Source organism: Flavobacterium collinsii (assembly GCF_946903285.1).
Lineage (GTDB): Bacteria > Bacteroidota > Bacteroidia > Flavobacteriales > Flavobacteriaceae > Flavobacterium > Flavobacterium collinsii.
Genome location: NZ_OX336425.1, coordinates 5382035 through 5395768, shown reverse-complemented (window position 1 = coordinate 5395768; position 13734 = coordinate 5382035). Strand labels below are relative to the sequence as shown.

Below are 13734 nucleotides of genomic sequence, written 5' to 3'. Positions count from 1 at the left end.
TTTTAACAGGAAATGTTAAAATACATTTGCTCTATCAAAAACCAAAATCATGAAAACCAAAATTACTTTTATTTTATTATTCTTTACCATTTTTACTTTTGCCCAGAATACGATTTCAGGAAAAGTTGTTGATCAAAAGGGAAAGCCAGTTCAGGGCGCTAATATTTATATAGACGGAACTTATGATGGCGCTACAAGTTCTGAGACGGGTAACTTTTCGTTTGAAACCAGTGAAAAAGGAAATAAATTTTTGGTAGTGAGTTTTTTGCTTTTCGAAACTTTCAAACAGGAAATAGATGTTGCCAATTATAAAGATCAGACAGTAAAACTGAGAGAGAATGTAAATGCTCTTGATGCGGTTGTTATTACCGCGGGAACATTAGAATCAGGTGATAAAGCTAGGGTTTCGGTTTTAAAACCATTGGATATTGTAACCACCGCCGGATCAGCCGGAAATATTATAGCTGCGCTGCAAACTTTACCGGGAACGCAGACTGTTGGCGAAGACGGGCGTTTGTTTGTTCGCGGAGGTGAAGCGAGCGAAACACAAACTTTTGTAGACGGGCTTCGTGTGGCACAACCTTATGGTGCAACAACAAACAATTTACCAACCCGAAGCAGATTTTCTCCGTTTTTGTTTAGCGGAATTGCTTTCTCCACCGGAGGATATTCAGCCGAGTACGGCGAGGCACTTTCAAGTGTTTTGTTATTGAACACACAGGATGAACCGGATCAGAATAAAACGGATATTGCTTTAATGACTGTAGGTTTAGGAGTAGGGAATACTCAAAAATGGAAAAAAAGTTCTTTTAGTATTAATACCAATTATATCAATTTGGCACCTTATCAGGCTGTGATTCCACAAAATGTAGATTGGAATAATCCATACCAGTCGTTGGGAGGAGAAGCAGTGTATCGCTATCATTTTGAGCGAGGTATTTTTAAATTATATGCCGCTTTTGATGCTGAAAAATTCGATCTGAATCAGAAAAATGTCAATTTTGTTAATCCAATCAGAACAGATTTAGACAATAATAACTTTTATCTGAACGCTTCTTATAAAGGAGATTTTGGAACAGGCTGGCAATTGACATCGGGAGTTAGTTACGGCTACAGCAAAAACAAAATCAAATTTGACATTAATGATGTAGACAATAATGAAAATGCAGCGCAGCTAAAATTGAAATTAAGAAAGAATATTTCAAATTATTTTAAATTGTCTTTTGGAGCAGATTATTTCATCACAAAGTTTAATGAAAATTATACGGATAACATTGCTCTAAAAACAGCAAACGGTTACAATTCAAACATTACGGCTTTTTACACAGAAGGAGATATTTTATTCTCGAAAAAACTGGCTGCAAAAGTGGGTTTCAGACTTTCGAATAACAGTTTGTTAGACGAAACAAATATTGCTCCAAGGGCTTCTATTGCTTATAAAGTTTCAAAAAACAGTCAGTTTTCATTTGCTTATGGAGATTTTACACAAACGCCAGTAGTTGATTATATTAAATACTCAAAATACCACCAGTTTGAAAGCGAAAAAGCAAGACATTATATTTTAAATTATCAGTTTACCAGACCGGGACAAACATTTAGAGCCGAAGCCTATTATAAAGATTACAGCAATTTGGTACAGTACAATACAAGAGATGTCCAGTACAATTCAGTCTTCAATAATAACGGTTCAGGATATGCCAAAGGGCTAGATTTGTTTTGGAGAGACAGCAATTTGCATAAAAATCTGGAGTACTGGATTTCCTATTCGTATATCGATTCCGAGAGACAATACAAGAACTTCCCAACTATGACAACTCCAAGCTTTATTGCTAATCATAGTTTGTCTGTCGTAACAAAATATTTTATTACCGATTGGAAATCTCAGATTGGTTTCACTAACAGTTTCAGCTCAGGACGTCCATACAACGACCCGAATCAGACGCAGTTCATGAATGGAAGAACAAAAGCTTATAATAGTTTGAGCTTCAACTGGGCCTATTTATTAACCACTCAAAAAATCCTGTATTTCTCTGTTTCAAATGTATTGGGAACTCAAAATGTTTTTGGATATGATTACGCCAGAAATCCCGATACCAACGGAGTTTACAACAGACAAGCCATTATACCAACCGCCGATCGCTTTTTCTTCGTTGGTTTCTTCTGGACCATTAGTCAGAATAAAAACGAGAATCAGTTGAAAAATTTGTAAGCGGCTAAGGTTCTGAGATGCTAAGGGACTAAGCTATTTAGAACAAGACTCAGAACCTTAGTACCTCAGAACCTCAGAATCTCAAAAAAACAATTCAGTCATCAAAATCAACAACTCAGTATCATTTAATTTTAAAAGAATAAAATCCGATATACTTTTGAAGTATAAATTAAAAGGAGCAGAGAGATAAAGGTTAAGAATAAGAAAATCAAAACCTTTGAGCCTTTGCCACTCTTAACCTTTGAATCTAAAAAAAGAGTTTTAATCATCAATAAAAACTTAGAATTCCAGAATCTTAAAATAGTAACAACTTTAAAAACAAGAAATCATGACCAAGATTATTACAATTATTACTTTATTTATTTGTAGTTTAATATCTGCACAAACACAGTTTGAACAAGGAATGGGAAAAGCTTTTGGGCTTTGGAAAGAAGGAAAAAATACAGAGGCTTCGGCAATGTTTGAAAGAATTGCTGCAGCAGAAAAAACAAGTTATTTACCAAATTATTATGTAGCCTTAATCAACACTACAGCAGCGTTCTCTGAAAAAGACAAAACCAAAATTGATTTGTTATTGACCAAAGCACAAGATGCGCTGGATACGGAATTAATAAAAGATCAGAACAATGCCGAATTGTATGCAATGCAGGCTTTGATTTATACAGCCTGGGTAGTAGCTGATCCAATGACAAACGGAATGAAATATTCGGCTAAAGTTATGGAAGCTTATGCAAAAGGAAAAGCGATTGATCCAAATAACCCTAGAATTGTTTTTGGTGAAGCCGATTATCAAATAGGAGGAGCAAAATGGTCAGGTGTTGATACAAAACCGTTATGTGCACAAGTTGATAAAGCTGTCGAACTTTTTGCTACTTTTAAACCAGCGACACCTTTTTCTCCAAAATGGGGATTAGAAAGAGCTTTGGAAACTCAGAAAAATTGTAAAAAATAAATTTAATACCAACAGAATAGAATGAAAGATCATAGAAACTCATTTGCTGATTTAAAAAGTGGAACCATTATATGTTTCAAGATTTCTATGGTCTTTACAATTTTGTTCTGTGCTTTTTTAGGCGATGACTTAACTGTTAAAAATGTTCTTATTACTTTTTTTGTGAGCTGCCTTTATTCTTTCGGACTGGGTTTTGGTAACGGATATATCAGTGTTTTTCTGGATCGAAAATGGGATTGGCTGGAGCAAACCAATCTGAGAGTTTATTATGGAATTTTGTGCACTATTTTATATACGATTCCGGTAGTTTTAGGAATAAATTATTTCATTTTCGTGGTTCTGCAAAATGTGACTTTAGAGGTGTTTTTTGGAGCAAGGATGCTTTGGGTGCATCTTTTTTATATCATTTTGTCTTTGGGAGTTTCTACTTTCCTGCAAGCAAGAAGCTTTATGGTAAAATGGAAACAGGCATCCAAATTCGAGATAACACAACAAAAGATTATTGCAGGAACGGCAAATGCTAAATTCGAAAGTTTAAAAAATCAGATAGATCCGCATTTTCTTTTTAATAGTTTAAATGTTCTTAGTTCTTTAATTGAAGAGAATCCTGATAATGCACAACGATTTACGACTTCATTATCTAAAATTTACCGCTACGTCTTAGAGCAAAAAGATAAGGAATTAGTTTCTGTTGAAGATGAATTGTCGTTTGCCAAAACCTATATGAATTTGCTCAAAATGCGATTCGAGAATAGTTTGTTTTACGAATTACCAACTGCAAACATAAATCCAGAAGCAAAAGTAGTTCCGCTATCACTGCAGCTTTTATTAGAGAACACTGTAAAACACAACATAGTCAGTGAGCAAAAACCATTGCATATTAGAATTTTTATAGAAGGAGATTATCTGGCGATTCAAAACGACTTTCAGAAAAAAGAAGTTTTGCAGGACCGACAGGGAGTAGGATTGCAAAACATTGTTAACCGATATTCAATTGTAACCAACAGAAAGGTTCTGATTGAACAAAACGAAGAAAATTTCACCGTTAAAATTCCAATTTTAACCAAACAAATTACAGTTATGGAAACAAGTGCAGAATATAGCGACGAAAATAAAGCTTATTTCAGAGCTAAAAAGAGAGTAGAGGAACTAAAAGGGTTTTACGGTAACGTAATTTCATATTGTTGTGTGGTACCATTTTTAATTTTTATAAATTTGAGGTATTCTCCTGGATTTCAGTGGTTTTGGTTTTCGGCTTTAGGCTGGGGATTTGGAGTAGTGATGCATGCCTTTAAAGTTTTTGGTTACAGCTCAGATTGGGAAGAACGAAAAATCAGAGAGATTTTGGAGCGCGAAAACAAACAAAAAAACTGGAAATAGTTATGGAACCGGATTATACAGAGGCAGAACGTCTTTATCGAGCCCGAAAAAAAGTAAAAGAAATTAGAGAGTTTTACGAACATTTGACCGTTTTCATACTTGTAACCATCATTTTAATAATGATAAATCTCTTGACTTCGCCTGGTTATTTATGGTTTGTTTGGTGCGTACTGGGTTGGGGAATAGGAGTAGTACTGCACGGATTGTCGGTGTTTAATATTCCGCCTTTCTTCGGAAAAGACTGGGAAGCAAAAAAAATTAAGGAAATTTTAGAAAAAGAAAAAATAAGTAAATCTGAAAATAAGTATGGAAACTAATTTTGATAAAGAGCAGGAAGATTTTGAATTTCAAAAGATGGCCGGTAAAAAGGTTGTGAAGCTAAAAGCTTTTTATACTCATATGTTTCTCTACATCATTGGTGTCATACTTTACATTTTAAAGGATTATGTTGGACTTCCGCTTAACATCTTTCCTGTAAAATATCTGAACGGTCTGGTGATGTGTATTTGGACTACTGCTTTTCTGGTATCGGCAATAGATATATTCGCTTCTTTTAAAATTTTTGGAGAAGAATGGGAAGAGCGAAAGGTGAAAAGTATTTTAGAGAAAAAAGAAAAAAAACAAAAATGGGAGTAATCATGGAAGTAAATTTGAATGAAGAGGATAAATATTATCTCGCAAAAAAGAGGGTAGAGGAAATCAAAGGTTTTTACGGTAACCTAACGGCGTTTGTCATTGTAAATCTTCTTCTGGTTTTTATCAATTTATATACATCACCTGGTTTTTTATGGTTTTATTGGCCGCTAATGTGGTGGGGAGTTGGAGTCGTTTTTCATGGATTGAAAGTTTTTAAAGTATTTCCGGTTCTTGGAAAAGACTGGGAAGAAAGAAAAATCAAAGAACTGATGGAGAAAGAGCGGGAGAGTAAAAGTAAATGGAAATAACGCAATCAAAGTAAAATGAGACGATATAGAAATGGGAGGTATGATGATTACAGGGATGAATTTAGTACAGACGAAAGCTATAATTTGGCCTACAGGAAAGTGAAAAGAATTAAAGGCTTTTACTCACATTTAAAAGTTTATTTAATTGTTAATGTAATCATTGTGGTTTCCAATTTAAACAGAGACTATTTTGGTCATAGTGCTTATGAAAACGGGTTATTGGATTGGCGTACCTATTCGACCGCAATATTTTGGGGAATAGCTTTAGTGATTCACGCATTGACAGTGTTTGGGCCTGACCTTTTTTTTAGTAGCAAGTGGGAGCAAAGAAAGATCCAGAAATATATGGAAAGAGATGCTCAGAACAACAATACAAAATGGCAATAATTTTTAATTTATAATATTATGGGGCAGTTTAGAAGACAGATGTACGAAGATTATGCACACGAATTTAGTACAGACGAAAGTTTCAATTTGGCGTACAAAAAAGTAAAAAGAATTAAAGGATTTTATTCGCATTTAAGAGTTTATATAATGGTGAATATTATCATCATTATTTCGAGTCTGAATAAAACTTATATTGGTGATCACTTTGTCGTAAGAGGATTTAGAGATTGGGAGATCTACTCAACGGCATTTTTCTGGGGCATTGCTTTAGCGATTCATGCATTTTCGGTTTTTGGACGCGATATCTTTTTCAATAAAGATTGGGAGCAAAAGAAAATTCAAAAATATATGGAGAGAGAGGCTCAGAATAAAAATAAATGGAAGTAATTTTAAACTCAATTTTTAATTTTTTGCATTTTAACTAAATTAAATGACCACATTAATTATAGAAGACGAAAAACCGGCAGCAAGATTGTTACAACGAAAACTCGAAAAGCTGGATATTGCTGTAGAAACCATGTTACACTCTGTCGAAGAATCGATTTATTGGTTTACGAATAATGAACATCCGGATCTAATATTTCTTGATATTCAATTATCCGATGGTTTGTCGTTTGAAATTTTCGAAAAAATAAATATTCAAAGTGCTATTATTTTTACAACAGCCTACGATGAATATGCTTTAAAAGCATTCAAATTAAATAGTATTGATTATCTTTTAAAACCAATTGACGAAGATGATCTCGAAGTTGCCGTTGCAAAATTCAAAACAAGATTGCCCAAAACAAGTTCAGAAAATTCAAATTTGCAACTTGATTTTGAACAAATTCGTCAAATGTTGTCAAATCCCTTTGAAAAGAATTATAAAAAACGATTTACAGTTAAAATTGGGCAACATTTAAAAGTCATTACAACAGACGAAATCGAATGTTTTTTTAGTGAAAACAAAGGAACCTATATTCACACTTTTGACAATAGAAACTATTTAATCGATTCGACTCTAGAAATTCTGGAACAGGAAATTGATAAAAAAGATTTCTTTCGCGTTAGCAGAAAATTTATCGTTCCGCTTTCCGCCATAAAAGAAATTCAGGTGTATACCAATTCACGGTTAAAGGTAATTTTACCTTCTTATAAGGAAGATGAGGTAATTGTAAGCCGCGAGAAAGTACAGGACTTTAAAAACTGGCTAGGGTAAACTTATTTACTAAATGTGTCGTTCCTACGGAACTTTTTTGTGGGTTGAATTTATTTTTCAATGGATTAAAATCCATTGCTACAATATTTGTCATTCCTTCAGAATTTAATCCGCTTTAAAAAATAGGTTATCAAATGTGGAGAGCTGTAGGCTCGGGCCATATCCTAAATAAGAAAGAGCTGGAATTTTCCAGCTCTTTCTATATAATTTAAGTTATTATTTACTCAATCGGTGTAATGTAAAAGTCATGGCGCTTAGTAAAAAGAAAGCCATAATTTGATGAATTAATCCTAAAGCTAAAGGAACACTGTATAAAAGCGTAAATACCCCCAACAAAAATTGAATGAAAACGAAAACAACGAGAACTTTGATTCCGGTGGATTGATTTCTGGTAAGCGAAAATTTGGTCCCTTTGTAATATAAGAAAAGAATGAGAGCCACTACTACATAAGCAAAAGTTCGGTGTACAAACTGAACACCACTTTTTCCTTCAATTAAATTTTTGACCAAAGTTGATTGTTCAATAAATACAGAGTCGTGTATAAATTGCCCGTCACTCATTAAAGGCCAATGATTGTGTATTAAGCCGGCATTAAGTCCCGCTACGAAACCACCATAAATAATTTGAATGAGTAAAGCTACTAAAGAGAATCTTGCGATATTACGAAGTGGAATTACTTTGTAAATATTGCGTTCCGGATAAATTAAATCTAAAGCCACCCACAAAGTGTATGCAAAAGTGATAAAGGCAAAAGTAAGGTGTAATGAAAGTCTGAAATGGCTAACATCCGGATTGTCTATTAATCCGCTGCGCACCATAAACCATCCCAGAAAACCCTGGAAACCTCCCATTGCCAGAAGTACAATACATTTGTTTATAGTTGGGCGATCCAGTTTTTTTCGAATCAAAAAATAAACAAAAGGAACAAAGAAAACCAGACCAATAATACGACCGATGAAACGGTGAAACCATTCCCAGAAATAGATAAATTTATAATCTGAAAGCTGAAAATCATTGTGTATGTTGATTTTTTGATATTCGGGGAACTTCTTGTACTGTTCAAAAGCTTCATTCCATTTTGCTTCTGTCAGTGGTGGAAAAGTATCCGTTACCAAATGCCAGTCGGTCATAGACAAGCCTGAATTTGTCAAACGCGTAATTCCGCCTACAACAACCATTAAAAACAATAAAACACAACCTGATAGCAACCAAATGATTACTGATTTATTTCCTTTTTTCATTTTATAAAATAATACTTAATTCCTTATATTTTTTTTAAGCCTAATTTTTCAGCTCTTTTAATAACAAAATCATAAGCAGCCTGATATTCATTCGGAATATCACCTTCTAAAATAGCCTCTTTAACAGCTTCTTTTAAAACTCCGATTTCTCGTGAAGGTTTCAAATCGAAGATCTCCATAATTTCTTCACCGGAAATTGGCGGTTGAAAATTACGAACATGATCGCGTTCCTCGACTTCAACAATTTTCTTGCGAACGATCTCGAAGTTTTTATGGTATTTTTTAAACTTTGACGGGTTTTTGGTCGTGATATCTGCCTCACACAAAGTCATCAAATTTTCGACATCTTCACCGGCATCAAAGACCAAACGACGTACAGCGCTGTCAGTTACTACATCATCAGCCAAAACAATTGGGCGTGAACTCATTACAACCATCTTTTGCACAAATTTCATTTTGTGATTCAAAGGCATGTGCAAACGTTCGAAAATTTTCTTGGTCATTTTTCCACCTAAAAACTCATGTCCGTGAAAAGTCCATCCTTGTTTTTTGTTGAAACGTTTTGTTGGCGCTTTTCCAATATCGTGCAGTAATGCTGCCCAACGTAACCAGACATCGTCTGTATTTGGACAAATATTATCAACCACTTCGAGTGTGTGGTAAAAGTTGTTTTTATGGGTATGACCTTCGATTTCTTCAACCTGATTCAATGCGGTTAATTCGGGTAAGATTAGATCTAAAAGTCCCGTTTTGTACAAAAGTAAAAATCCTGTTGAAGGTTTAGGAGTTGACAGAATTTTGTTTAATTCGTCAACGATTCTTTCGCCTGAAATAATTTTAATGCGATCGGCATTTTTTGTGATGGCATTTAATGAATTTTCTTCAATTTCGAAACTCAACTGCGTTGCAAAACGAATAGCACGCAGCATGCGCAAAGGATCATCAGAATAAGTAATGTCCGGATCCAAAGGTGTTTTGATGATTTTATTTTCTAAATCGGTCAAGCCATTAAAAGGATCGGAAAGATCTCCAAAGTTTTTTTCGTTCAGGGATAAAGCCAAAGCATTAATGGTGAAATCCCGACGGTTTTGATCGTCTTCCAATGTTCCGTTTTCAACTATCGGATTTCGGCTGTCAGAACTATAAGATTCTTTTCTTGCTCCAACAAATTCAATATCGGTATCTTCAAAACGAAGCATCGCCGTTCCGTAGGTTTTAAAAACCTGTACCTTTGGATTTTTAGGAAGTAATTCAGAAACTTTTAATGCCAATTCAATACCGCTACCTACAGCAACAATATCAATATCTTTTTTTGAACCTCTGTTTAAAAGTAAATCCCGAACAAACCCCCCGATAACATAACTGTCAACGTTGAGTTCCTGAGATGCTTTCGAAATGATATCGAAGATTTTATGTTGTAAAGCGGTTTTATAATTTGTTTGTATAGCCACGAATTCACTAATTTTTGAATAAAAAAACATTTTCAATTTCTAAGAAATGAAATGCAGGCAAATTTACAACATAGAAAATGCCTATTATAATCTAAGGCTCACTTTTTTGAATAAATTCACAGTTTGAGTGCTTGAATTTTATTAAAAGAAGAAAGGTTGCCACGAATTACACGAATTTCCGCGAATTAGATTGGGTATAGAAAAAAGAAATTAGCGAAAATTCGTGTAATTCGTGGCAAAAAGAAACATTTATAATGCGATCGAACAAATCAATTCAGATCTCTTATTTTTAAAAATTCAATTTGTATTTTTGAAGTATATAAAAATGCACACATGAAAATTGTTATATCGCCTGCGAAGTCATTAAATTTCGAAAAAGAATTACCAACTACTCAATATACAGAACCCGCTTTTTTAAAAGAAGCGCGTGTGGTTCATAAAATATTAAAGACTAAAAAACCTGCTGAGTTATCTGAATTAATGTCTATTTCAGATAAATTATCCGATTTAAACTGGAGAAGAAATCAGGATTGGAAAACACCTTTCACGCCTGAAAATGCCCGTCCGGCAATTTATACTTTTGATGGCGATGTTTATACAGGCCTTGACGCTTATACTATTCCAGTGGAGAAACTTGAGGTTTTGCAGAGTAAACTCCGAATTTTATCGGGGCTTTACGGAGTGTTGAAACCACTTGATTTAATGCAGGCTTACCGTTTAGAAATGGGAACAAAATTACCTGTAGACGAATATAAAAACCTGCACGAATTTTGGAAACCAACAGTGACAAAAGCTTTAAATAAAGAATTGACCAAAGGTGAATTGTTTGTGAATTTGGCCAGTAACGAGTACTTCTCGGCAGTAGATGTAAAAGCGTTAAAAGTTCCAGTGATTACGCCAGACTTTAAAGATTATAAAGACGGAAAACTCAAAATAATCAGTTTCTTTGCGAAGAAGGCTAGAGGTATGATGGTGCGCTATATTATTGATACCAATGCCGAAACAATTGAAGATTTAAAAGGATTTAATTACGAAGGTTATCAGTTTGATGCTAACCTTTCGAAAGGAAATCATCTGGTTTTTACGAGATAGGTTTTTTTTTTAAGGTTCTGAGGAGCTAAGATGCTGAGTTACTTAGGTTTTTCTTTGTAGTCAAAAAGAGCCGTAGGCTCGAATTATATTGTAGGGAGGGATTTTAATCCCTTCATGATGGATCAAATATATTTAAAAGTAAAACGCCGAATTCGATTTTTGAATTCGGCGTTTTGCGTATTATAAATCAATTATTATTAATGCATTGCATCAGCAGGATTAATCTTGTTTTTTCCTTTTTTGATTAAAAGAATAATTGGTATGCAGCATAAGAACATGATGCCGAGATACATGAAAATATCCATATATGCCATTACCGTACTTTGTTTCATTACAGAATATTCCAGAGCCTGATAGGCTTTTTTCAGTGCAACATCGGCTGAATATCCTTTAGACATAAAAGCTCTTTGCATTCCTGCAATACGTTGTTGTACGTCGTATTTTGCAGGATCTAAATTGGTTAGTAAGTTAACTCTGTGTTCCTGACTCAAACGGGTGATAAAAGTGGTAATAATTGCAATACCAAAAGAACCTCCTAATTGTCGCATCATTCCGGTAAAAGCAGCTCCTTCACCAATATGTTTTCCTTTTAAGGTAGAAAGTGATAGTGTGGTAATAGGTACAAAAAGTAGTCCCAAACCAATTCCTCTTAAAATCAATGGCCAATACATGTGTTCAACGCCGGTATCCGGAGTCATTCGGGTCTGCATCATATAGGTGAAGAAAAAGAAAACCAGGAATCCTACTCCCACCATATATCCCTGAGGAACCCCTCTCTGAATCATATTCCCCACAAAAGGCATCATGATTGCTGTGGTAATAGATCCCGGAATCAATAATAATCCGGCATCTGTTGCGGTCCATCCTAGGATAGATTGCGTGTATATCGGAATAATTAAGGTAGAACCGTACAGACCAAAACCAAGAATGAAACACATTACAGTTCCAATTCTAAGATTTCCATCCTTAAGAACACTTAGGTTTACGATTGGGTGTTTATAAGTAAGCTCTCTCCAGACAAATAAAATTAATCCAAGTACCGTAACCACACTTAAAGTTACAATAGTCGAATCGTTAAACCAATCGTCTTGTTGCCCGTGCTCCAAAACAAATTGTAGAGATCCGATAAAGGCAGCAAGCAATATAATTCCCCACCAATCTACTTGATTGGCTTTTAATTTTTCTCCATATTTTGGACTTCTTACGAAAGTTAGCGCCAAAATTGTAGCTATAATTCCCAATGGAATATTAATATAAAAAATGTAAGGCCATGAGTAGTTATCTACCAGGTATCCTCCTAATGGCGGACCTAAGGTTGGACCTACAATTACTCCCATTCCGTAAATCGCCTGAGCCATTCCACGTTTTGCGATGGGATAACTTTCGGTAATAATAGTTTGGGCAGTAACTAATAAAGCTCCTCCGCCCATACCCTGAACAAACCTAAAGGCAACTAGTTCCCATATATTACTGGCATTACCACATAAGAAGGAACAAACCGTAAATAATATGATAGAGGCCACAAAATAATTACGTCTTCCAAATTGTTGCGATAGCCAGCTCGTCATCGGAATTACAATTACATTCGCAATCGCGTATGCCGTAATTACCCAAGCCACATCAGTTAAAGTAGCACCAAGGCTACCTCGCATGTCTGTTAGTGCTACGTTTACGATAGTGGTATCTACAATTTCTAACAGTGCACAAAGTACTGCAGTAATCGTAATGATCACACGTCTAAAACCGTATTCTACTAAATCGTCATCTGCTTGTACTGCTGTTGCCATATTTTATTTTAAATGTACATCTACATCAACATTCATTCCTGGTCTTAGTAATTTTACTTTCTCCGGATCGTTAGATTCGTCTAAACTAATTTTTACCGGTAATCTTTGAATTGTTTTTACGAAGTTACCTGTTGCATTGTCAGGAGGTAATAAGGAGAAACGAGATCCTGTTGCTGGCGAAAAAGAGGTTACAGTACCTTTGAATTCGTAATTTGGATAAGCGTCAACTTTTAAGCTAACTTTTTGTCCAATAACCATTTTGTTTAATTGAGTTTCTTTAAAGTTAGCAACAACCCAAGCTTCATTGTTATTGATGATGTAAAATAAAGATTGTCCAGGTTGAACCAATTGTCCAGGTTGAATGTCTACTTTAGAAACCTGACCATCAATTGCCGCAGTTACAACAGTATAGCTAAGATTTAAATGCGCTACATCTAACATTGTTTTTGCTTTTTTGATATTGGCAGCAGCTACTTCAGTTTGTTTGTCTGAAACTTTTGATTTCGATTGAATTACTGATTTTTGGTAAGAACTTGCTTTTTGTTGATCTTGTAAAACACGTACCTGATTTTCAGCTTCTTCTTTTGCAGATAAAGCCTGCTCATATTGTTGTTTTGTAATCGTATGAGTTTTGTACAAATTATTGTAACGGTTGTAATCGTTCGTGATTTGTCTTAATCTAATTTTTGCACTTTCTATAGAACCTGTTGCAGATTTCATTTGCGCATCAGAAACTGAGATACTTGCATTAGCGCTTCCAATATCAGCTTTTGCAGCTTCGTATTGACCTTCAGCACCTAATAATGCGGCATTTGCTTCGTCGATTTTTAACTGGTAATCTCTTTTGTCAATCGTAAATAAAGTATCTCCTTTTTTTACAAAGTCGTTATCTTTCACATATACTTTACTAATATATCCAGATACTCTAGGAATAATTGGATTCATTTTTTTCTCGATTTGAGCATCATCCGTTTCTTCGTGAGCTTGTGAGTGTAAGTATTTTGTGATTCCGTATGTTCCGCCCACTAAAACCAAAACGGTTAGTATGATGATGAATTTAGTATTTGTTTTTTTCTTTTCCATGAGAGGTAT

Annotated in this window: 14 protein-coding genes; 10 read left to right on the top strand and 4 right to left on the bottom strand. The window is 34.7% G+C overall.

The genetic code is table 11. From position 1 onward, the window contains the following. Window positions 1-49: 49 nt before the first annotated feature. The 9 genes from OGZ34_RS21630 (at window position 50) to OGZ34_RS21590 (ending at window position 7070) form a co-directional block, all read left to right on the top strand. Window positions 50-2209: a TonB-dependent receptor gene (locus tag OGZ34_RS21630; RefSeq protein WP_263361707.1), complete on the top strand. Its 2160-nt coding sequence runs from the start codon at window positions 50-52 to the stop codon at window positions 2207-2209. Window positions 2210-2537: 328 nt separating this feature from the next. Continuing rightward, a complete protein-coding gene (locus OGZ34_RS21625) occupies window positions 2538-3161 on the top strand; it encodes a hypothetical protein (RefSeq protein WP_173966355.1) in 624 nt (207 codons plus the stop codon). A gap of 21 nt (window positions 3162-3182) precedes the next feature. Next, complete coding sequence (locus OGZ34_RS21620) at window positions 3183-4541, top strand: 2TM domain-containing protein (protein WP_173966356.1); 1359 nt, start codon at window positions 3183-3185, stop codon at window positions 4539-4541. A 2-nt stretch (window positions 4542-4543) separates the two neighbouring features. Beyond that, window positions 4544-4858: a 2TM domain-containing protein gene (locus OGZ34_RS21615; RefSeq protein WP_173966357.1), complete on the top strand. Its 315-nt coding sequence runs from the start codon at window positions 4544-4546 to the stop codon at window positions 4856-4858. Then, window positions 4848-5177, top strand: a complete 330-nt coding sequence (locus OGZ34_RS21610) for a 2TM domain-containing protein (RefSeq protein ID WP_173966358.1) — start codon at window positions 4848-4850, stop codon at window positions 5175-5177. The genes OGZ34_RS21615 and OGZ34_RS21610 overlap by 11 nt, the downstream gene beginning before the upstream one ends. Window positions 5178-5179: 2 nt before the next feature. Beyond that, window positions 5180-5485, top strand: a complete 306-nt coding sequence (locus tag OGZ34_RS21605; RefSeq protein ID WP_263361706.1) for a 2TM domain-containing protein — start codon at window positions 5180-5182, stop codon at window positions 5483-5485. 15 nt (window positions 5486-5500) lie between these two features. Continuing rightward, window positions 5501-5872 carry a 2TM domain-containing protein gene (locus OGZ34_RS21600; RefSeq protein WP_263361705.1) on the top strand — a complete coding sequence of 124 codons (372 nt, stop codon included), beginning with the start codon at window positions 5501-5503 and terminating at the stop codon, window positions 5870-5872. Window positions 5873-5890: 18 nt separating this feature from the next. Continuing rightward, window positions 5891-6259: a 2TM domain-containing protein gene (locus OGZ34_RS21595; RefSeq protein ID WP_173966361.1), complete on the top strand. Its 369-nt coding sequence runs from the start codon at window positions 5891-5893 to the stop codon at window positions 6257-6259. Between the two features lie 43 nt (window positions 6260-6302). Next, window positions 6303-7070: a LytR/AlgR family response regulator transcription factor gene (locus OGZ34_RS21590; protein ID WP_173966362.1), complete on the top strand. Its 768-nt coding sequence runs from the start codon at window positions 6303-6305 to the stop codon at window positions 7068-7070. A gap of 216 nt (window positions 7071-7286) precedes the next feature. On the opposite strand, the gene OGZ34_RS21585 is transcribed toward OGZ34_RS21590, so the two are convergent. Beyond that, the gene (locus OGZ34_RS21585) at window positions 7287-8312 is read right to left on the bottom strand and encodes a COX15/CtaA family protein (RefSeq protein WP_173966363.1); all 1026 of its coding nucleotides are present in this window, start codon (window positions 8310-8312) and stop codon (window positions 7287-7289) included. 23 nt (window positions 8313-8335) lie between these two features. Further along, window positions 8336-9793, bottom strand: a complete 1458-nt coding sequence (locus OGZ34_RS21580) for a CCA tRNA nucleotidyltransferase (protein WP_173966364.1) — start codon at window positions 9791-9793, stop codon at window positions 8336-8338. 303 nt (window positions 9794-10096) lie between these two features. Here OGZ34_RS21580 and yaaA point away from each other — a divergent pair, with 303 nt between their 5' ends. Further along, window positions 10097-10855: a peroxide stress protein YaaA gene (gene yaaA / locus OGZ34_RS21575; RefSeq protein WP_263361704.1), complete on the top strand. Its 759-nt coding sequence runs from the start codon at window positions 10097-10099 to the stop codon at window positions 10853-10855. Window positions 10856-11052: 197 nt separating this feature from the next. Here yaaA and OGZ34_RS21570 read toward each other — a convergent pair whose 3' ends face one another. Both OGZ34_RS21570 and OGZ34_RS21565 read right to left on the bottom strand, forming a co-directional pair. Then, window positions 11053-12642 (bottom strand): MDR family MFS transporter, encoded by a 1590-nt coding sequence (locus OGZ34_RS21570; protein WP_173966366.1) that lies wholly within the window; start codon window positions 12640-12642, stop codon window positions 11053-11055. 3 nt (window positions 12643-12645) lie between these two features. After that, a complete protein-coding gene (locus OGZ34_RS21565; protein ID WP_173966367.1) occupies window positions 12646-13725 on the bottom strand; it encodes an HlyD family secretion protein in 1080 nt (359 codons plus the stop codon). Window positions 13726-13734: the final 9 nt, after the last annotated feature.